Origin of the sequence: Streptomyces sp. NBC_01261, from assembly GCF_036226385.1 — a bacterium.
Lineage (GTDB): Bacteria > Actinomycetota > Actinomycetes > Streptomycetales > Streptomycetaceae > Streptomyces.
Genome location: NZ_CP108463.1, coordinates 3,405,680 through 3,426,148, shown reverse-complemented (window position 1 = coordinate 3,426,148; position 20,469 = coordinate 3,405,680). Strand labels below are relative to the sequence as shown.

The following is a 20,469-nucleotide window of genomic DNA, read 5'->3' as shown; positions in this document are numbered from 1 at the left end:
TTACACCGGCCCCGCCACCACCGACACCGTCTTCGCCAGCGACACGCCCGAGCCGTCCCGTCGCGGATCCATTTCCGGGAGTTCCGCCGGTGTGCCGTCCCGTTGTGCGGCCTTGGCCGGTACGGCGCCCGTCCAGGCCAGGGACAGGCAGTCCTCGCCCTTCAGGAAGCGCTGGCAGCGGACGCCGCCGGTGGCGCGGCCCTTGCGGGGGTACTGGTCGAACGGGGTCAGCTTGGCGGTCGTCTGGACGGAGTCGTCGAGCGTGCCGCGCGAACCCGCGACCGTGAAGACGACCGCGTCCACGGCGGGGTCGACGGCCGTGAAGGAGATGACCTTCGCGCCCTCGGTGAGTTTGATGCCCGCCATGCCGCCGGCCGCGCGGCCCTGGGGGCGCACCTGGGCGGCCTGGTAGCGCAGCAGTTGGGCGTCGTCCGCGATGAAGACCAGGTCCTCCTCGCCGGTGCGCAACTCGACGGCGCCGACGATCCGGTCGCCGTCCTTGAGCGTGATGACCTCCAACTCCTCCTTGTTCGTGGGGTAGTCGGGGACCACACGCTTGACGACGCCCTGCTCTGTGCCGATGGCCAGGCCGGGGGAGGACTCGTCGAGGGTCGTCAGGCAGATGACCGTCTCGCCCTCGTCCAGGGAGACGAACTCCGAGACCGGGGCGCCACCTGAGAGGTTCGGCGCGGCGGCCGTCTCCGGGAGCTGCGGGAGGTCTACGACGTTGATCCGCAGGAGGCGGCCGGCCGAGGTGACCGCGCCCAGCTCGCCGCGGGCTGTCGCCGGGACCGCCGAGACGATCACGTCGTGCTTGGTGCGCCGGGCCTCGGAGTCCTCCGGGAAGGGCTCGCCGTTCGCCGTGCGGGCCAGCAGACCCGTCGAGGAGAGCAGGACCCGGCACGGGTCGTCGGCGACCTGGAGCGGCACGGTGGCGGCGGGGGCGCCCGCCGACTCCAGCAGGACCGTACGCCGGTCGGTGCCGAACTTCTTTGCCACCGCGGCCAGTTCGGTCGAGACCAGCTTGCGCAGCTCGGTGTCGGACTCCAGGATGCGGGTCAACTCCGCGATCTCCGCGGTGAGTCGCTCCATCTCCGACTCCAGCTCGATCCGGTCGAACCGGGTGAGGCGGCGGAGCGGGGTGTCCAGGATGTACTGCGTCTGGATGTCCGACAGGGAGAAGCGCTCCATCAGACTCTGCTTCGCCTGCGCGGAGTTGTCGCTGGAGCGGATGAGCCGGATGACCTCATCGATGTCGATGAGCGCGGTGAGCAGACCCTCCACCAGGTGGAGACGGTCGCGCCGCTTGGTGCGGCGGAACTCGCTGCGGCGCCGTACGACGTCGAAGCGGTGGTCGAGATAGACCTCCAGGAGTTCCTTGAGGCCCAGGGTGAGGGGCTGGCCGTCCACCAGGGCGACGTTGTTGATGCCGAAGGACTCCTCCATCGGCGTCAGCTTGTAGAGCTGCTCCAGGACCGCTTCCGGCACGAAGCCGTTCTTGATCTCGATGACCAGGCGCAGGCCGTGCGCGCGGTCGGTGAGGTCCTTGACGTCGGCGATGCCCTGCAGCTTCTTCGCGCCGACCAGGTCCTTGATCTTGGCGATCACCTTCTCGGGGCCTACGGAGAAGGGCAGTTCGGTGACGATGATGCCCTTGCGGCGCGCCGTCACGTTGTCCACGGCGACCGTGGCGCGGATCTTGAAGGTGCCGCGGCCCGTCTCGTACGCGTCCCGGATGCCGGTGAGGCCGACGATCCGGCCGCCCGTCGGCAGGTCGGGACCCGGGACGTGCCGCATCAGGGTGTCCAGGTCCGCGTTCGGATAGCGGATCAAGTGCCGGGCGGCCGCGATGACTTCGCCCAGGTTGTGCGGCGGCATGTTGGTGGCCATGCCGACCGCGATGCCCGACGAGCCGTTCACCAGGAGGTTCGGGAAGGCGGCGGGCAGGGCCACCGGCTCCCGCTCCTGGCCGTCGTAGTTCGGGGTGAAGTCGACCGTGTCCTCGTCGATCGACTCGGTCATCAGGTTGGCCGCTTCGGACGGCCGGCACTCCGTGTACCGCATGGCGGCCGGCGGGTCGTCGTTGCCCAGCGAGCCGAAGTTGCCGTGGCCGTCGGCCAGCGGCACGCGCATGGAGAAGGGCTGGGCCATGCGCACCAGGGCGTCGTAGATCGACGCGTCCCCGTGCGGGTGCAGCTTGCCCATCACTTCGCCGACGACACGAGCACACTTGACGTATCCCCGGTCGGGGCGCAGGCCCATCTCGTCCATCTGGTAGACGATTCGTCGATGCACCGGCTTCAGGCCGTCCCGGGCGTCCGGCAGGGCGCGGGAGTAGATGACCGAGTACGCGTACTCAAGGTAGGAGCCCTGCATCTCGTCGACGACGTCGATGTCGAGGATCCGCTCCTCGAACGAGTCGTCGGGCGGCGGGGTCTTCGTGCTGCGGCGGGCCATCGCTGCCGGCTCCTCTTTTCTGGTCGCTCGCCTGGGGGTCGCTCCCCTTCGGCTCACTCTTGCTGAAGCGTGAACGGGGTCTTGACGTGAACCATTGTGGACCGCGGCACTGACAACGCGGACCAGGACCCGGCGTTGCCCGCTCGGGTCCGTCGCCGGCGGCTGCCGCGTGAGTCCACGTGTGCGACTGCCCGCAGGCTACGCGATCTCGCTCTCGGCGTACGTCCGCCGGGAACTTCGCCGACGGTCCGCACGCTTGCATACAGTGGCGGGACGAGCAGGATTTCTGCGGTTCCAGCCAGAGAATCCGCGATCGAAGGGACGTACATGCCCATGGGTCACACGGCCACCGCCGAGGCAGGGTCCGGCGGTCTGACAGCGACCGAACACCGCTTGGCCAACGGTCTGCGCGTGGTCCTCTCCGAGGACCACCTGACCCCGGTCGCGGCGGTGTGCCTCTGGTACGACGTCGGTTCCCGCCACGAGGTCAAGGGGCGTACCGGCCTGGCTCACCTCTTCGAGCACCTGATGTTCCAGGGCTCCGGACAGGTGAAGGGCAACGGCCACTTCGAGCTGGTGCAGGGCGCGGGCGGTTCGCTCAACGGCACCACCAGCTTCGAGCGCACGAACTACTTCGAGACCATGCCCACCCACCAGTTGGAGCTCGCGCTCTGGCTGGAGGCCGACCGCATGGGCTCCCTGCTGGCCGCCCTGGACGAGGAGTCCATGGAGAACCAGCGCGACGTCGTCAAGAACGAGCGCCGCCAGCGCTACGACAACGTGCCCTACGGGACCGCGTTCGAGAAGCTGACCGCCCTCGCCTACCCGGAGGGCCACCCGTACCACCACACGCCCATCGGTTCGATGGCGGACCTGGACGCGGCCACCCTGGAGGACGCGCGCGCGTTCTTCCGCACCTACTACGCGCCCAACAACGCGGTCCTGTCCGTGGTCGGCGACATCGACCCCGAGCAGACGCTCGCCTGGATCGAGAAGTACTTCGGGTCCATCGCGTCGCACGACGGCAAGCCCGAGCCCCGCGACGGCACGCTGCCCGAGGTGATCGGCGGTCAACTGCGCGAGGTCGTCGAGGAGGAGGTCCCGGCCCGCGCCCTGATGTGCGCCTACCGCCTGCCGAACGACGGCACGCGCGCGTCCGACGCGGCCGACCTCGCCCTCACCATCCTCGGTGGCGGCGAGTCCTCGCTCCTCTACAACCGCCTTGTACGGCGCGACCGTACGGCCGTCGCGGCCGGCTTCGGCCTGCTGCGGCTTTCCGGGGCGCCCTCCCTGGGGTGGCTGGACGTCAAGACGTCCGGTGACGTCGAGGTGCCGGTCATCGAGGCCGCCATCGACGAGGAGCTCGCCCGGTTCGCCGCGGAGGGCCCCACCGCCGAGGAAATGGAGCGCGCCCAGGCCCAGTTGGAGCGCGAGTGGCTGGACCGGCTCGGCACGGTCGCGGGCCGCGCCGACGAACTGTGCCGGTACGCCGTCCTGTTCGGCGACCCGCAGCTCGCCCTGACCGCCGTACAGCGCGTCCTGGACGTGACGGCGGAGGAGGTGCAGGAGGTCGCGAAGGCCCGTCTGCGCCCCGACAACCGCGCGGTGCTCGTCTACGAGCCGCTCGCGGACGAGGATGACGAAGCAGAGGCCGGCGACGAGAACGAGGAGGCGGCCAAGTGACCGAGCTCGCCACGATGGAATTCCACCCGCAGCCCCAGGCCGGCGAGGCCAGGCCGTGGGCCTTCCCGGCCCCGGAGCGCGGGACGCTGGGCAACGGCCTGACCGTGCTGCGCTGCCACCGCCCCGGCCAGCAGGTCGTCGCCGTCGAGGTGCTCCTTGACGCGCCCCTGGAGGCCGAACCGGCGGGCCTGGACGGTGTCGCCACGATCACCGCGCGGGCCTTCTCCGAGGGCACCGACAAGCACTCCGCCGAGGAGTTCGCCGCCGAGCTGGAGCGCTCCGGCGCCACCCTCGACGCGCACGCGGACCACCCGGGGCTGCGCCTGAGCCTGGAGGTCCCGGCCTCGCGCCTGGCCAAGGGCCTCGGTCTGCTCTCCGACGCGCTCAGGGCGCCCGCCTTCGCGGACAGCGAGGTCGAGCGGCTGGTCCGCAACCGCCTCGACGAGATCCCGCACGAGACGGCCAACCCGTCCCGCCGCGCCGCCAAGGAGCTCTCCAAGGAGCTGTTCCCGGCGACCTCACGCATGTCGCGTCCGCGCCAGGGCACCGAGGAGACCGTCCAGAAGATCGACTCCGGGGCCGTACGCGCCTTCTACGACCGGCACGTCCGGCCCGCGACGGCCACCGTCGTGGTCGTCGGCGACCTCACCGGCATCGACCTGGACGCGCTCCTGGCCGACACCCTGGGATCGTGGACGGGTTCCGCCGCACAGCCGCGTCCCGTGCCGCCGGTGACCGCCGACGACACCGGGCGGGTCGTGATCGTGCACCGTCCCGGCGCCGTCCAGACCCAGTTGCTCATCGGCCGCGTCGGCGCCGACCGGCACGACCGCGTGTGGCCCGCGCAGGTGCTCGGCACGTACTGCCTCGGCGGCACCCTCACCTCCCGCCTGGACCGCGTCCTGCGCGAGGAGAAGGGCTACACCTACGGCGTGCGGGCGTTCGGCCAGGTGCTGCGTTCGGCACCCGACGGCACGGGCGCCTCGATGCTCGCCATCAGCGGCTCCGTGGACACCCCGAACACCGGTCCCGCGCTGGACGACCTGTGGACGGTGCTCCGCAAGCTCGCCGAGGGCGGACTCACCGACGCCGAGCGGGACATCGCCGTACAGAACCTCGTCGGGGTGGCGCCCCTCAAGTACGAGACCGCCGCGGCCGTCGCGAGCACGCTGGCCGACCAGGTCGAGCAGCACCTGCCCGACGACTACCAGGCGACGCTGTACCAGCAGCTCGCCGCGACCGGCACCGTGGAGGCCACCGCGGCGGTCGTGAACGCCTTCCCGGTGGACCGTCTGGTGACGATCCTGGTCGGCGACGCGGAGCAGATCAAGGAGCCCGTGGAGGCTCTCGGCATCGGCGAAGTGACCGTCGTCCCGGCCGAGTAGACGACCCGTAGCGAGCCGAACAGCGGCACGCGCGCGTGGGGGCCCTGGTGACTGAAGAGTCACCAGGGCCCCCTATTGTCCGAATTGGGGGAGAGGTTGCCTGTCTGCCCTGTGGCATGTGCAACAAAAACCGTGATCCGTTTGGGGATTGAAAGTGGCCCCCCTTAGCGTCGGTCCGGCTGTCCGTCAGGCACCGCGCCGCACTCGCGGCACCGGACAGTCATCGCCGAGTCCCCGTACGGCGCGAGCCAGGGGAGCCGGGGACCCATGTCCCTGGGGTGAATCGGACGCCCGCGCGTGGAGCGAGGGGGTCCGTAGGAGACCTTCCTGCTCCGAACCCGTCAGCTAACCCGGTAGGCGAGAAGGAAGGAAAGGACCACCCACTTCATGGCGTTCACCCGCGCCACCGGGAAGCACCGTCGCCCGAGCCGGACCCACCGCACCACCGTTCGTGTCGCCAGTGTCGCGGCCCTCACCACCACCGGCGTCGTCGGCACCCTCGCGAGCGCCCCCGCGTTCGCCGCGGAGCCCGCCGTGGAACAGACCGGCCTCACCCCCGTCATCGCCATGGGCGACGCCGTCGCCGAGAAGATCGACGCCCAGGCCGCCGCCCAGCAGCAGGCCGCGGCCGAGCAGGCCGCCAAGGAAGAGGCCCGCGCCAGGGCCGCCGCACTGGCCAAGGCGGAGCGCGCGGCCGAGGTGCGCGCGGCCCGTGCCGCCGAGCGCAAGAAGCTCAACACCTTCGTCGCACCGGTCACCGGCTCGTACGTCTCCACCGGCTACAAGACCGGTGGTTCCCTCTGGTCCTCCGGCGCCCACACGGGCATCGACTTCCACGCCTCGACCGGTACCTCCGTGCACGCGGTCGGTTCCGGCACCGTCGTCGAGGCCGGCTGGGGCGGCTCGTACGGCAATCAAGTGGTGATCAAGATGGCCGACGGCATGTACACCATGTACGGCCACCTGTCGTCCATCGGTGTCTCCGTCGGCCGGACGGTCACCCCGGGCGAGCAGATCGGCCTCTCCGGGGCGACCGGCAACGTGACCGGACCGCACCTCCACTTCGAGGCCCGCACGACCGCCGAGTACGGCTCCGACGTCGACCCCGTCGCCTACCTCCGCAAGCACGGCGTGAACGTCTGACGACGTACCGCCGCACTTCCCGAAGCCCTGGCCCGCCCGGCCGGGGCTTTCGGTGTTTCCGGAGCCCTCCTGTCCAAAAAATATCCATGGATTCCGGCCCGCCATCGGAAATTCCCGCTCATTGCAATAGAGTCACGGAACACACGTCAATCGTCGACGTTTCACGGGGATTAAGGCGGAGGTCGGACATGCGTATTCCGGCGCACTCGGTATGCACGGCGATCCGGGACGACATCGTCGCCGGTGTCTACGAGCGCGGCAGCCGGCTCACGGAGGAACTCCTCGCGCGCCGGTACGGGGTCTCGCGCGTCCCCGTCCGGGAGGCCCTGCGCACGCTGGAGGCCGAGGGGTTCGTCGTGACCCGGCGGCACGCGGGCGCGTGCGTCGCGGAACCGACCGAGCAGGAGGCCGCCGACCTGCTGGAGATGCGCATGCTGCTGGAGCCGCTCGGCGCCTCGCGGGCCGCCCAGCGGCGCACCGAGGCCCACCTCAAGGTGCTGCGCGGCCTCGTCAGGCTGGGCCAGGAGCGTGCCAGGCGGGGCAACAGCGAGGATCTGCGCTCCCTGGGCAGCTGGTTCCACGAGACGCTGGCACAGGCCTCCGGGAGCCCCGCGCTGACCTCGATGCTGACCCAGTTGCGGCACAAGATCGCCTGGATGTACGCGGTGGACGCCCCGGCCAACCCCGTGGAGTCCTGGGCGGAGCACGGGGCCATCGTGGACGCCGTGGCCCGCGGCGACAGCGAGCGCGCCCGGGCGATCACCGCCCTGCACACCGAGCGCGCGGGCACCGCGCACCGGCTGCGCTTTCCCGGCGGGGCGAACGGCGCGGACCGTGTGAGGACTTCGCAACCTCCCGTAAACATGTCGGGTCTGCGGCATTAACACGGGCGCCGTATACAAAGAGAGGCTAATTCGCGGGGGATTATTCATGCTGCCCACAAGTGGAATTGCGAAGGGCTCGCCCGGTAATTCGGACGAGCCCTTCGAGGTTGTGGTGCACCGGGTTTTGGGCCAAAAGCACCGCAACCCTCAATTGGGTGGTGCTCAGACGGTCTCGGGGAGTTCCTCAAGACCTTCCGCGACCAGCTTCGCCAGTCGGTCGAGGGCCGCGTCCGCGCCCTCGGCGTCGGAGGCGAGGACGATCTCCTCGCCGCCCTGGGCGCCCAGGCCCAGAACCGCGAGCATGGAGGCCGCGTTGACGGGGTTGCCGTCGGCCTTGGCGATCGTCACGGGGATACCCGAGGCCGTGGTGGCCCGGACGAAGATGGAGGCGGGGCGGGCGTGAAGGCCCTCCGCCCAGCCGACGTTGACGCGGCGCTCAGCCATGTGATGCTGCCCTTCAGAGTCTCAGGGTTGTCTAGACCAGTTTCCCACACGTGAAGCGAGCCCGGACCGGTCCCGTGGACCGTCCGGAGCGAGTCGTCGGACCGCGGCCTCGGCCCGACTTCCCCTCGCTGCTTTTCACCCACAGACTGCCTCGCGCCGTTGTCAGACGCGAGCCGTACGCTGGGCCCCATGCAGCAGACCTCGTCGGACCGGCACGAGTACCCCGCCCACTGGGAAGCCGACGTGGTGCTGCGCGACGGGGGTACCGCGCGCGTCAGGCCCATCACCGTCGACGACGCCGATCGCCTGGTCAGCTTCTACGAGCAGGTCTCCGACGAGTCGAAGTACTACCGCTTCTTCGCGCCGTATCCGCGCCTGTCCGCCAAGGATGTCCACCGCTTCACGCACCACGACTTTGTGGACCGGGTGGGACTCGCGGCCACCGTCGGCGGCGAGTTCATCGCCACCGTACGCTATGAACGCATTAGTGCCGACGGGCGTGCCGCCACCGCCCCGGCCGACGAGGCCGAGGTCGCCTTCCTGGTGCAGGACGCGCACCAGGGGAGGGGTGTCGCCTCCGCCCTCCTGGAGCACATCGCGGCCGTCGCCCGCGAGCGCGGCATCCGCCGCTTCGCCGCGGAGGTGCTGCCCGCCAACAACAAGATGATCAAGGTGTTCACGGACGCCGGCTACACCCAGAAGCGCAGCTTCGAGGACGGCGTCGTACGCCTGGAGTTCGACCTCGAACCCACCGACAGGTCCCTCGCCGTGCAGCGCGCGCGGGAGCAGCGGGCCGAAGCGCGGTCCGTACGGCGGCTGTTGGTGCCCGGCTCGGTCGCCGTCGTCGGTGTCGGTCGTTCCCCCGGAGGGGTGGGCCGCAGCGTTCTCGACAACATCAGGGACGCCGGCTTCACCGGCGGCCTGTACGCCGTGAACAAGGCGTTCCCCGAGGAGCGGAAGGACCTCGACGGGGTGCCGGCGTACCGCTCGGTGCGCGACATCGAGGGCCCCGTGGACCTCGCGGTCGTCGCCGTTCCGGTCGAGCACGTCCCCGAAGTCGTCACCGAGTGCGGCGAACACGGGGTGCAGGGGCTCGTCGTGGTCACCGCCGGGTACGCCGAGAGCGGCCCCGAGGGACGCGAGCGTCAGCGCGAACTCGTGCGCCACGCGCGCACGTACGGCATGCGCATCATCGGACCGAACGCCTTCGGGGTCATCAACACCGCGGCCGACGTACGGCTGAACGCGTCCCTCGCCCCCGAGATGCCGCGCCCCGGCCGCATCGGGCTGTTCGCCCAGTCCGGCGCCATCGGCATCGCCCTGCTGTCCCGCCTGCACCGGCGCGGCGGCGGAGTCACCGGAGTCACCGGCGTCTCCACGTTCGTCTCGTCCGGCAACCGCGCGGACGTGTCCGGCAACGACGTCCTTCAGTACTGGTACGACGACCCCGACACCGACGTCGCCCTCATGTACCTGGAGTCCATCGGCAACCCCCGCAAGTTCACCCGCCTCGCCCGGCGCACCGCTGCGGCCAAACCGCTGGTCGTCGTCCAGGGCGCCGGATCCGCCCCCCAGGGACACGCCGTACGGGCGACGCGACTGCCCCACGCCACCGTGTCCGCGCTGCTCCGCCAGGCCGGGGTGATCCGCGTCGAGACGATCACCGAACTGGTCGACACAGGGCTGCTCCTGGCGCGCCAGCCGCTGCCCGGCGGGCCCCGGGTGGCGATCGTCGGGAACTCCGAATCGCTCGGACTGCTGACCTACGACGCCTGCCTCTCCGAGGGGTTGCGGCCGTCGCCGCCGGTGGACCTGACGACCGCGGCGACGGCGGCGGACTTTCACCGGGCGCTGTCGGGCGCGCTGGCCGACGACTCGTGCGACGCGGTGGTCGTGACCGCGATACCCGCGGTGGGGGAGGGGCCGGCCGAGGACGCGGCGCTGGCGGAGGCGTTGCGCTCCGCCGCGGCGGCGGTTCCCGGGAAGCCGGTCCTGGTGGTGCACGTGGAGCTCGGCGGGCTGGCCGAAGCGCTGTCCGCCGCGATGAGCACGGCACCACAGGTCGCTGCCAAGGCACCCGGCGCCGAGGAGGGCGCCGACCGGTCCCGCCCCGCGCAAGGACCACCCCGACGGAGCGCCGTAGAGCCGGAGCAGTCCGTCACCGCGATGCCCGCCCCCGAAGGCGGCGGGCTGATCCCCGCCTTCCCCGCCGCCGAGCGTGCCGTCCGGGCCCTCGCCGAAGCCGTGAAGTACGCGCAGTGGCGGCGCGAGGCCACCGACCCGGGCCGGGTGCCCGAGTTCGAGGACATCGACGAGAAGGGCGCCGCCGGGCTGATCGGCGGCCTCCTCGCGCGCGGGCAGGGCCTCACCCTCGGCGTCGACGAGACGTGCGAACTGCTCGGAAGGTACGGCGTCGACGTCCACCGCGCGCTGCCCGCGCCCACCCCCGACGCCGCCGCCGAGGCCGCCCGCACCCTCGGCTACCCGGTCGCCCTCAAGGCCACCGCCCCGCACCTGCGACACCGGGCCGACCTGGGCGGCGTACGACTGGATCTGGCGGACGAGGACCAACTGCGGCGGGCGTACGCCGAGTTGGGCGAGTTGTTCGGGAAGCCGGAGGAACTGCGGCCGGTCGTGCAGCGGATGGCGCCGCGCGGGGTCGACACCGTCGTACGGGCCGTCATCGATCCGGCGGCCGGGGCCGTGCTGTCGTTCGGGCTCGCCGGAGCCGCCTCGCAGTTGCTCGGGGACACCGCGCACCGGCTGATTCCGGTCACGGACCGGGAGGCCGGGTCGTTGATCCGGTCGATCCGGACGGCGCCGCTCCTGTTCGGCTGGCGCGGTTCGACGCCGGTCGACACGCCTGCCCTGGAGGAGCTGATGCTGCGGGTGTCGCGGCTGGTCGACGATCATCCCGAGGTCGTCGCCGTGACCCTGGAGCCGGTCGTCGTGGCCGCGCACGGACTCAGCGTGCTCGGTGCCTCCGTCCGCCTCTCCCCGCCGCCGGCCCGCGACGACCTCGGCCCGAGGACGCTTCCCGTGTACTGAGACAGCTGTGACGAGACCGTGCTCGGCGGTGCCTCGCAGTCAGTGCGCCACCGTAGGATGGACGTCATGGCCAAGACCAGTACGACGACCCAGGGGCTGCGTGCGGCGATCGAGCGCAGCGGCTACTACCCGGCCCTCGTGGCCGAGGCGGTGGAGGCCGCCGTGGGCGGCGAGCCGATCCGGTCGTTCCTGGTCCACCAGGAGACCACGTTCGACCAGAACGAGGTGCGTCGGCACGTGACCGTGCTCGTCCTCACCGGCAACCGCTTCATCGTCAGCCACACCGACGAGCAGGCAGCCGACAGTACCTCCCCGACGCCGTACGCGACGACGTCCACGGAGTCCGTGAAGCTCAGCCGGATCTCGTCCGTGGTGCTCAGCCGCGTGGTCGCCAACCCGGAGTCGTACACGCCGGGCACGCTGCCGCGCGAGGTCGTGCTGACCATCGGCTGGGGTGCCGTCGCCCGGATCGACCTGGAGCCGGCCGCCTGCGGCGACCCCAACTGCGAGGCGGACCACGGCTACACGGGCAACTCGACGGCGGACGACCTGAGCCTGCGCGTCAGCGAGGCCGGGGACGGCCCGGAGACGGTCCAGCAGACCCTCGCCTTCGCGCAGTCGCTCTCCGAGGCGACCGCGGACGTTCCGCGCTGATGTCCCACCCGTCTCCCCCCGCCGCCCATGATCGAGGGCGCTCCGCGCCCACCCCTCCTGATTCCGCGACCTGGGACCACCCCGAGCCCCTCGCCGTCGAGTCCGCGCCCGTTCCCGAGTACGGCTCCGGCTCCCTCGCCGACCTGCTGCCCACGCTGGCCGCGGGCATGGGCGTACCCGGTACGACCGCGGCGATCCCGGAGCTGACCCCGGCCGACCGCAACTGTGTCTTCCTGATCGACGGCCTCGGCTGGGAGCAGATCAAGGACCACGCCGACGAAGCGCCGTACCTGCACGCGCTGCTCGGCGGCTCACGCGGCGGCACCGGACGTCCGCTCACCGCCGGCTACCCGGCGACCACCGCGACCTCCCTCGCCTCCGTCGGCACCGGCCTGCCGCCCGGTGCCCACGGCCTGCCCGGCTACACCGTGCGCAACCCGGACACCGGCGCGCTGATGAACCAGCTGCGCTGGCAGCCGTGGACCAAGCCGGGGGTCTGGCAGCCGTACCCCACGATCTTCCAACTTGCCCAGGACGCGGGCGTGCACGCCGCGCAGGTCTCCTCGCCCACCTTCCAGAACACCCCGCTGACCAAGGTCGCGCTCAGTGGCGGGACGTTCCACGGGCGGCTGACCGGCGAGGAGCGCATGGACCTCGCGGCCGAGCAACTGGCCGCCGGGGACCGCTCCTTGGTGTACACGTACTACGCCGAACTCGACGGCGCCGGCCACCGCCACGGCGTCGCCTCCGACACCTGGCGCGGTCAACTCATGTACGTCGACCGGCTCGTCCAGCGCCTCGCCGAGCAACTCCCGCCGCGCAGCGCGCTGTACGTCACCGCCGACCACGGCATGATCGACGTTCCCTTCGACGAGGAGCACCGCATCGACTTCGACGCGGACTGGGAGCTGCGCGCCGGCGTCGCCCTCCTCGGCGGCGAGGGCCGCGCCCGCCACGTGTACGCGGTGCGGGGCGCCGAGAACGACGTGCTGACCTGCTGGCGCGAGGTCCTCGGCGAGCAGTTCTGGATCGCCTCGCGGGACGAGGCGATCGCGGCGGGCTGGTTCGGCCCGCACATCGACGAGCGCGTCTACGACCGCCTCGGCGACGTGATCGCGGCGGCCCGCGACGACGTCCTGATCGTCGCGTCCGAGCGGGAGCCGAAGGAGTCGGCGATGGTCGGCAACCACGGTTCGATGACCCCTGCCGAGCAGTTCGTCCCCCTGCTCGAAGTACGCTCCTGAGGTCCCTCCGTCCCCCGCACTCTCCTCCTGCGCCCCCCTCTCCGCCGAAAGGTGCTCAACTCCCCATGCCCGAGCTGGTGTTCTTCTCCGGAACGATGGACTGCGGGAAGTCGACCCTGGCGCTCCAGATCGAGCACAACCGCTCCGCGCGCGGCCTGGCGGGGATGATCTTCACACGGGACGACCGCGCGGGCGAGGGAAAGCTCTCCTCCCGCCTCGGCCTCGTCACCGACGCGGTGGAAGTCGAGGACGAGCAGGACCTCTACGCGTACGTCGTCGACCACCTCTCCCAGGGCGGCCGGGCGGACTACGTCATCGCCGACGAGGCACAGTTCCTGGCACCGGTGCAGATCGACCAACTCGCGCGCGTGGTCGACGACCTGAGCCTCGACGTCTACGCCTTCGGCATCACGACCGACTTCCGCTCCAAGCTCTTCCCCGGCTCCCAACGCCTGGTCGAACTCGCCGACCGCGTCGAGGTCCTCCAGGTCGAGGCCCTCTGCTGGTGCGGCGCCCGCGCCACCCACAACGCCCGCACCATAGGCGGCGAAATGGTCGTCGAGGGCGCCCAGGTCGTCGTGGGCGACGTCAACCAGGCGGAGGCGGTCGGCTACGAGGTCCTGTGCCGCCGCCACCACCGCCGCCGCATGACGGCGGCTACGGCGCGCGCGGCGGCGCTGTCACCTGACGTGCTGCCGATGACGTCGGCGTAGGGCTCGGGGCACCTGCTGCTCGCCGACGTCGTCCGGCAGCACTGTCGAACTGCCCGCACCGCACCCGGAGGGCTACCGCGGTCCCTCGATCACCGAGAACATCGCGCCCTCGGGGTCCGCGACCGTCGCCACGCGGCCGTGGGGGCTGTCGTGGGGTGGTTCGAGGGTGTGGCCGCCGAGGTCCGTGACGCGGCGCAGGGCCTCGTCCGTGTCGGCTACTTCGAAGTACGTCATCCAGTGCGGGCCCCGGTCGCGGGGCAGGGCCGTGCCGATGCCGTGGATGCCGGCGACCGGGTGGCCGTCCAGGTGCAGGGTGACGTAGTCGAGGTCGGCGGAGGCCACCGGTACCTCCTCGTAGCCGAACACCGCCTCGTAGAACTTGGCGACGCTCGCGGTCTCGGAGGTCAGCAGTTCGTTCCAGGCGGGTGTGCCGGGGACGCCGGTGAGGATCGTGCCGAGATGGTCGGAGGCCTGCCAGATGCCGAAGACCGCCCCCGACGGGTCGGAGCCGATCGCCAGCCGGCCGGCCTCGGCCGCGTCCAGGGGGCCCACCCCGACCGTGCCGCCGCACATCCGTACCGTCTCGGCCGTCTGGTCGACGTCGTCCGAGGCGAGATACGGCGTCCACGCGATGGGCAGATGCCGGTCCGGCGGCAGTTGCCCGATGCCGGCCACCTCCTGCCCGTCCAGCAGGGCCCGCGCGTAGGGGCCGAGCTGCTGGGGACCGGGTTGGAATTCCCAACCGAACAGCTCTCCGTAGAACTCCTGGGTCGTGGCCATCCCGTGCACCATCAGACTCACCCAGCAGGGTGAGCCCTGCGTACGCCGAGTGTGCGTGTCGCCGTTCAGGCCGGCCGACCCCCGTGCCTCGGTCATCGTCACCTTCTCCTAGGCCCCTCGCGGAGGCCGTATCGCTTCCGCAGTGCGGATCCGCGTGCCGCAGCCGCGTGCACGCCCCGTGCCGATGCTCGCACCCCCCGTGACGCACCGCGCCCCGGCCGCGCCGTCGACGGGCGGCTCACGTGGAGAGGATGACCGATCTGCGGCCACTCGTCCGTTTCCGGATGATTGCCGAGGGGTGTCCATCAGCTGTACAGCATGTGCTCGTTCCCGTACGCCTCGTGATCGAGGCTGTCCGGCCGAGCACAGTAGTCGGACCTGGACGCGACGGCCACCCCTTGCGCGAGGATGGTGGCCATGAACGCCATCATCTCCGCATCCGAACTGGCGAGCGATCTCGCCGGGACGAACCCGCCGGTCCTGCTCGACGTCCGCTGGCAGCTCAGCGTCGCGAAGGCCGCAGGTGAGCCGCCCTTCGACGGCCGCGCCGAGTACGCGGCCGGGCACATCCCAAGTGCCGTCTACGTAGACCTCGATCAGGAACTCGCCTCGGCCCCCGGTGCCCACGGCCGCCACCCCCTGCCGGACACCGCGCGCTTCGGCGCCGCGATGCGCCACGCGGGCGTGTCGGCCGGCCGTCCGGTCGTCGTGTACGACGGCGGCCAGGGCTGGGCGGCGGCACGCGCGTGGTGGCTGCTGCGCTGGACGGGTCACCCGGACGTGCGGGTCCTCGACGGCGGGCTTCCCTCCTGGGAGGGGTCTCTTGAGACGGCCGCGCCGACACCGGCCGAGGGCGACTTCACCCCCGAACCGGGCGCCGTGGAACTCCTGGACGCCGACGGAGCCGCCGCCCTCGCCCGCACCGGCGTCCTGTTCGACGCCCGCGCGGGGGAGCGCTACCGCGGCGAGGTGGAACCGATCGACCCGGTCGGCGGCCACATCCCGGGGGCCCTGTCCGCGCCGACCAACGAGAACGTGGGCACGGACGGCCGCTTCCTCCCCGCGGAGCGACTGGCCGCCCGCTTCAAGTCCCTTGGCGCTACGGAGGGTTCGGGCGTCGGCGTGTACTGCGGCTCCGGCGTCTCGGGCTCCCACGAGGTACTGGCCCTGGCGGTGGCAGGCATTCCGGCCGCGCTCTACGTGGGCTCCTGGTCGGAGTGGTCCGCGGACCCGGAGCGGCCGGTCGCCGTGGGTCCCGATCCCCAGTAGCGCCCGTATGACGAGAGGGCCCGCAGCCGAACCGGCTGCGGGCCCTCTCGTACGAGCAACTGTCCTGCTACTCCTGCTTCTTCCTGCGCGTCCCGAAGACGATCTCGTCCCAGCTCGGAACGGCCGCTCTACGGCCCGGACGGACACCGTCCGCCTCGGCCTGACGGTCGGTGGAGCCGATGAGACGGTCGCGATGGGCCCCTACGGAGCGGGGCATCAGGACGTCCGCGTACGCCGAACCGGCCGAGGCCGCGGGAGCCGGGGGCTCCTCCTCTTCCGGTTCTACGGCGGGCTCCTCCGGGGGGTCCGAGGGGCGCTCGGGGACCACCATGTCGCCGCGGAAGCTCGGTACCGCCTCCAGGAGGCTGGTCAGGGAGTCGCGCTCGCTCTCCTCGACCGGCTCGGGCGACGGCAGCGCGGGACGCTCCGGGCGCTCCAGGGCACGGTCCAGCGGGCGGTCGCGCGGCAGCCGGGCGATCCGCGGCACGAACGGGAAGCTGGGCTCAGGTGTCGCGGAGAGGTCGTCGGACTCGCCGATCAGCGAGCGCGCCTCGTCGTCGACGGCCTGGACGAGCCGCCGGGGCGGGTCGTACGTCCAGCTCGCCGAGTGCGGTTCGCCCGCCACGACGTAGACGAGCAGGACTTCCCAGGTGCCGTCGTCGCGGCGCCAGGAGTCCCACTGGACGGTCTCCCTGTCGGCACCGCGCAGCGTCAGCCGCTCCTGGACGGCCTCGCCGAGCTGTGGTCCCGCGTTCTCGCCGGGGCGGCGGACGGGGGTCTTCCGGGCGCGCTCGGCCATGAAGGCGCGCTCCGCGAGGACAGGGCCCTCGAAGCGCCGTACTCGGTCGACGGGGATACCGGCTAGTTGGGCGACTTCCTCCGCGGAGGCGCCGGCACGTATACGTGCCTGAATGTCTCGGGGGCGGAGATGGCTCTCCACCTCGATCTCGATCTGGCCGAGGCGGGGACGGTCGCCGCGTACCGCGGCGCGCAGACGCTCGTCAATCGGAAGCGTGTACTCCGTGCTGTCCGCAGCCTTCAGCACCAGCCGTGTGCCGTCGTTAGAGACGGCCACGACACGCAGTTCGGGCATGGGGACCTCCCGGGTGGTGCCTGCCGACGTCACGTGCGTCGCTGCTTCCGCTAGTCGAGTGTGGCCTGCCCGGGTGCAGCCTGCCACAACCTTGCCGAGTTGCCCGGCGTGTCGGGTACGGGCCCTGACTCGCCGTTATGGCACGGTTACCTATTCGCAACGCTAAGTGACCAACTACGTCACCCTGTGCAACTGGCCCCCTCTGAGCGGTCCATTGAGGCCGCGGACGCCCTGGCAGGAGACCGCGCCCAGGGCTCGCAACAGTACTCCATTTGGACCACGTGCGTGGATTGGCACGCCGCCCAACTTCTTGCGGGGGGCGGGACTTGGCGGCTCGGAGTGGACTCCGGGCGATCTTGAAAGTGGCGTACTTCACGCAATAGCCGGAAACGGAACTATTGGTTTCGGCCGTACGTCCCTTTGTCGTACAGATGGTTGATCAGGTACGAGAAAGTGCGAGAAAGCGGGGCTAGGTCCAGGAATGCGTGCAAGGCCCGATGTCAGCAAGAAGCGGATCGATCTGAGCGTCCCTCAAGTCGCCGGCAGTGCGGTCGCGGCGGTGGTGGCCGCCAAACTCGCCTCCTACTTCGGGGTCTACGGCACGATCCTCGGCGCCGGCGTCGTGAGCGCGATAGCCACCTCCGGAGGCACCGTCTTCCAGCACTTCTTCAGCCGGACCGGAGCACAGTTCCGGGAGGCGACCGTCACCTCCGAGGAGGGGGCACGAACTCCCGCTCGCCCAGGGGAGTTCACGGAGGGCACGGTCTACCGCGCGCGGGTGAGCAGTTGGCGGCGCCCGCTGCTCGCCGCGGCCCTCGTCTTCGGGGTCACCATGACCGGCATCACCGTCTACGAGCTGGTGTCCGGCGACAGCTTCAGCGGTGGCAAGGGGACCACGGTCAGCGCCGCCGTCACCGGCCACGACACGTCGTCGTCCCCGAAGTCCGGTGACCATGAGCCGAGTCCGGCCGATTCCCCGTCCGGCTCCTCGAACGGCTCGTCGGCCGACCCGGAGTCGTCATCCGGCTCGACCGACGGCGGTGCACCGTCAGACGGCGGTGGTACGACGTCGAGTCCGACGCCGATGCCCAGCGCCTCGGACGGCGGCGGTACGCCGACCCCCACGCCGAGCGCGTCGGCTACGGACCCAGCACCCTCCGCAAGTAGTCGTTCTGGAACCGGCGATCAGGATCCAGCCGATCCCGCAACGCCGTGAACTCGCCGAAGCGCGGATAGACCCCGGCGAAGTACTCCGCGTCCCGGGTGTGCACCTTGCCCCAGTGCGGCCGGCCCTCGTGCGCGGTGAGGATGCGCTCGGCGGCGGTGAAGTACGCCTGGTACGGCGTGCCCTTGAACATGTGCACGGCGATGTAGGCGCTGTCCCGGTCGGAGGCGGTGGACAGGGCGATGTCGTCCGCCGGGGCGGTGCGGACCTCCACCGGATAGCTGATCCTGAAGTCCGAACGGTCGACCATCGCCTTGAGTTCCCGCAGCGTGTCCACCAGGGCCGCGCGCGGGACGGCGTACTCCATCTCCACGAACCGCACCCGGCGGGGCGATGTGTAGACCTTGTAGGGGATGTCCGTGTACGTCCGCGTGGACCAGGCCCGGGTGGAGATCTGGGCGATGGTCGGGATGGTCGCGGGCGCCGCGCGGCCGACCATGTTGGCCACCTGCCAGAGGCCGTTGGAGACGAACTCGTCCTCGAACCAGCCGGCCACCTTGCCCACCGGCTGCTCCGGGCCCGCGCTGCGGTTGTTGCGCTTGGTGTTGGTGCTCGCGGTGTGCGGGAACCAGTAGAACTCGAAGTGCTCGTTCTCGGCCCAGAGTTCGTCGAAGCGTCCGGTGACCTCGTCGAAGGTCATCGGCTCCTCGCGGGCGGTGAGCAGGAAGACGGGCTCCACGGCGAAGGTGATCGCGGTGACGACGCCCAGGGCGCCGAGGCCTATGCGGGCGGCCGCGAAGACCTCAGGGTTCTCCTTCTCGGAGCAGGTGAGCACCGAGCCGTCCGCCGTGACCAGCTCAAGTCCCCTGATCTGGGCGGCTATCGAGGCCGATTCGCGGCCGGTGCCGTGCGTGCCGGTGCTGGTCGCGCCCGAGACCGTCTGCTCCATGATGTCGCCCATGTTCGTGAGCGACAGACCCTCGCGTGCGAGAGCCAGGTTGAGTCTCTTGAGCGGGGTGCCCGCCTCGACCGTGACCGTCAAGGCAGCACGATCAATGTTGCGGATCCCGGTCAACAGTTGAGGGCGGATCAACACACCGTCCGTGGCGGCGATCGACGTGAAGGAGTGCCCGCTGCCGACGGCCTTCACCGTCAGACCGTCCTCACCGGCCCTCCGTACGGCCGCGGCCAGTTCCTCCACGGAGGCGGGCGTGACCTCCCGCGCGGGCCGCGACGCGACCGTACCGCCCCAGTTACGCCACGTGCCGTTCTTCGCGCTCGCTGTGGTGCTCAACGGTGCCTCCCCGACCCGGTGCCGGTCTGCTGAGCCGGCGGTACCCGAGGAAACCCACCACGACCGCGACGGCACCGGCGACGACCGGAACCCCGTACCCCGCACGCGCGCCGGCTGCGTCGATCACCCAGCCGGCGACGGAGGAGCCGAGCGCGACCCCGACCGCCAGGCCGGTGCTCACCCAGGTCATGCCCTCGGTGAGCTTCGCGCGAGGTACGTGCTCTTCTATGAGGGACATCGTCGTGATCATCGTGGGTGCGATGGACAGGCCCGCAAGGAACAGCGCCACGGCCAGAAGCGGCAAGTTTCCGACCAGTAGGAGGGGGATCATACTCACGGCCATCGCGCATATGCCCAGCAGCCACCGACGTTCGGGGGCTCCCCGGAAGCGCATCAGCCCGAACACGACGCCCGCCGCGCAGGAGCCCGCCGCGTACAGCGCGAGGACCACACTGGCGCCGCCCTTGTGCCCTCTCTCGTCGGCGAACGCCACGGTGACCACGTCGACCGCCCCGAAGATCGCCCCGGTCGCCACGAAGGTGGCCACCAGCACCTGGAGACCGGCCGTCCGCAGCGCCGAACCACCGCCCTTGTCGCCACGCGCGCGTGGATGCGGCGCGGGCTCGGTGGCGCGCTGGGCGGTCAGCGAGAAGACACCGACCGCCAGGAAACAGGCCGCCAGTAGGGGACCGGCCTCCGGGAACCACGTCGTGGACAGCCCGATGGAGATGATCGGCCCGAAGATGAAGCACACCTCGTCCACCACGGACTCCAGGGAGTACGCGGTGTGCAGTTGCGGGGTGCCCCGGTACACGGCCGCCCAGCGCGCGCGGACCATCGCCCCCAGGCTCGGCACCGATCCGATCCCGGCGGCGCACACGAACAGCACCCAGTCCGGCCACTCGAAGCGCGCGGCCAGCAGCAGTCCGGTCGCCGCGGTCAGCGCGACGAGCGTCGCCGGACGCAGCACCCGCCGCTGCCCGTACTGGTCGACCCAGCGCGAGATCCGCGGCCCGATCGCGGCGGCGGCCAGCGCGATGGTCGCCGACAGGGCGCCCGCGAGCCCGTAGCGCCCGTTGATCTGGGAGATCATCGTGACCACGCCGATGCCCATCATCGACAGGGGCATACGGCCGAGGAACCCAGCGGCGGAGAAGCCCTTGGAGCCGGGTGCGGCGAACAGGGCGCGATAGGGGCTGGGCACGGTGGTCTC

Annotated in this window: 16 protein-coding genes and 1 riboswitch; of the genes, 10 read left to right on the top strand and 6 right to left on the bottom strand. The window is 71.1% G+C overall.

The genetic code is table 11. The features are described 5' to 3' along the window. On the bottom strand, positions 1-2,457 hold the full coding sequence (locus tag OG226_RS14660) for a DNA gyrase/topoisomerase IV subunit A (RefSeq protein WP_328677990.1): 2,457 nt from the start codon (positions 2,455-2,457) through the stop codon (positions 1-3). A gap of 327 nt (positions 2,458-2,784) precedes the next feature. Here OG226_RS14660 and OG226_RS14655 point away from each other — a divergent pair, with 327 nt between their 5' ends. From OG226_RS14655 to OG226_RS14640, 4 genes are all read left to right on the top strand, one after another. Beyond that, positions 2,785-4,140 carry a M16 family metallopeptidase gene (locus OG226_RS14655; RefSeq protein WP_328677988.1) on the top strand — a complete coding sequence of 452 codons (1,356 nt, stop codon included), beginning with the start codon at positions 2,785-2,787 and terminating at the stop codon, positions 4,138-4,140. Further along, on the top strand, positions 4,137-5,525 hold the full coding sequence (locus tag OG226_RS14650) for a M16 family metallopeptidase (protein WP_328677986.1): 1,389 nt from the start codon (positions 4,137-4,139) through the stop codon (positions 5,523-5,525). Before OG226_RS14655 ends, OG226_RS14650 begins: the two co-directional genes overlap by 4 nt. Before the next feature lie 214 nt (positions 5,526-5,739). Then, a riboswitch (cyclic di-AMP (ydaO/yuaA leader) is annotated at positions 5,740-5,899 on the top strand. Positions 5,900-5,912: 13 nt separating this feature from the next. Next, on the top strand, positions 5,913-6,668 hold the full coding sequence (locus OG226_RS14645) for a M23 family metallopeptidase (protein ID WP_328677984.1): 756 nt from the start codon (positions 5,913-5,915) through the stop codon (positions 6,666-6,668). Between the two features lie 188 nt (positions 6,669-6,856). Beyond that, a complete protein-coding gene (locus tag OG226_RS14640) occupies positions 6,857-7,552 on the top strand; it encodes a GntR family transcriptional regulator (protein ID WP_328677982.1) in 696 nt (231 codons plus the stop codon). A 162-nt stretch (positions 7,553-7,714) separates the two neighbouring features. Here the strand turns inward: OG226_RS14640 and OG226_RS14635 are convergent, their stop codons facing one another. Next, the gene (locus OG226_RS14635; RefSeq protein ID WP_013000229.1) at positions 7,715-7,996 is read right to left on the bottom strand and encodes an HPr family phosphocarrier protein; all 282 of its coding nucleotides are present in this window, start codon (positions 7,994-7,996) and stop codon (positions 7,715-7,717) included. A 189-nt stretch (positions 7,997-8,185) separates the two neighbouring features. Here OG226_RS14635 and OG226_RS14630 point away from each other — a divergent pair, with 189 nt between their 5' ends. The 4 genes from OG226_RS14630 to OG226_RS14615 all read left to right on the top strand — a co-directional run bounded on the left by OG226_RS14630 (position 8,186) and on the right by OG226_RS14615 (position 13,655). After that, entirely contained in the window at positions 8,186-11,044 is a 2,859-nt protein-coding gene (locus OG226_RS14630) for a bifunctional acetate--CoA ligase family protein/GNAT family N-acetyltransferase (RefSeq protein WP_329349190.1), read from the top strand. Between the two features lie 57 nt (positions 11,045-11,101). Then, on the top strand, positions 11,102-11,698 hold the full coding sequence (locus tag OG226_RS14625; protein WP_328677973.1) for a DUF5998 family protein: 597 nt from the start codon (positions 11,102-11,104) through the stop codon (positions 11,696-11,698). After that, on the top strand, positions 11,698-12,942 hold the full coding sequence (locus tag OG226_RS14620; RefSeq protein ID WP_328677971.1) for an alkaline phosphatase family protein: 1,245 nt from the start codon (positions 11,698-11,700) through the stop codon (positions 12,940-12,942). The genes OG226_RS14625 and OG226_RS14620 overlap by 1 nt, the downstream gene beginning before the upstream one ends. A gap of 65 nt (positions 12,943-13,007) precedes the next feature. Beyond that, the gene (locus tag OG226_RS14615) at positions 13,008-13,655 is read left to right on the top strand and encodes a thymidine kinase (protein WP_033283967.1); all 648 of its coding nucleotides are present in this window, start codon (positions 13,008-13,010) and stop codon (positions 13,653-13,655) included. A gap of 72 nt (positions 13,656-13,727) precedes the next feature. Here the strand turns inward: OG226_RS14615 and OG226_RS14610 are convergent, their stop codons facing one another. After that, positions 13,728-14,531 (bottom strand): VOC family protein, encoded by an 804-nt coding sequence (locus OG226_RS14610; protein ID WP_329349189.1) that lies wholly within the window; start codon positions 14,529-14,531, stop codon positions 13,728-13,730. Between the two features lie 321 nt (positions 14,532-14,852). On the opposite strand from OG226_RS14610, the gene OG226_RS14605 reads away from it, so the two are divergent. Next, complete coding sequence (locus OG226_RS14605; protein ID WP_329349188.1) at positions 14,853-15,704, top strand: sulfurtransferase; 852 nt, start codon at positions 14,853-14,855, stop codon at positions 15,702-15,704. Positions 15,705-15,771: 67 nt separating this feature from the next. On the opposite strand, the gene sepH is transcribed toward OG226_RS14605, so the two are convergent. Beyond that, positions 15,772-16,797 carry a septation protein SepH gene (gene sepH / locus OG226_RS14600; protein ID WP_328677964.1) on the bottom strand — a complete coding sequence of 342 codons (1,026 nt, stop codon included), beginning with the start codon at positions 16,795-16,797 and terminating at the stop codon, positions 15,772-15,774. A gap of 481 nt (positions 16,798-17,278) precedes the next feature. Between sepH and OG226_RS14595 the strand changes: the two genes are divergently transcribed. Next, positions 17,279-18,013, top strand: a complete 735-nt coding sequence (locus tag OG226_RS14595; protein WP_329349187.1) for a hypothetical protein — start codon at positions 17,279-17,281, stop codon at positions 18,011-18,013. Here the strand turns inward: OG226_RS14595 and OG226_RS14590 are convergent. Next, positions 17,937-19,256, bottom strand: coding sequence for a D-arabinono-1,4-lactone oxidase (locus tag OG226_RS14590; RefSeq protein WP_329349186.1), 1,320 nt, complete (start codon positions 19,254-19,256; stop codon positions 17,937-17,939). The two genes, OG226_RS14595 and OG226_RS14590, sit on opposite strands and share 77 nt — an antisense overlap. Continuing rightward, entirely contained in the window at positions 19,216-20,460 is a 1,245-nt protein-coding gene (locus OG226_RS14585; protein WP_329349185.1) for an MFS transporter, read from the bottom strand. The genes OG226_RS14590 and OG226_RS14585 overlap by 41 nt, the downstream gene beginning before the upstream one ends. Positions 20,461-20,469: the final 9 nt, after the last annotated feature.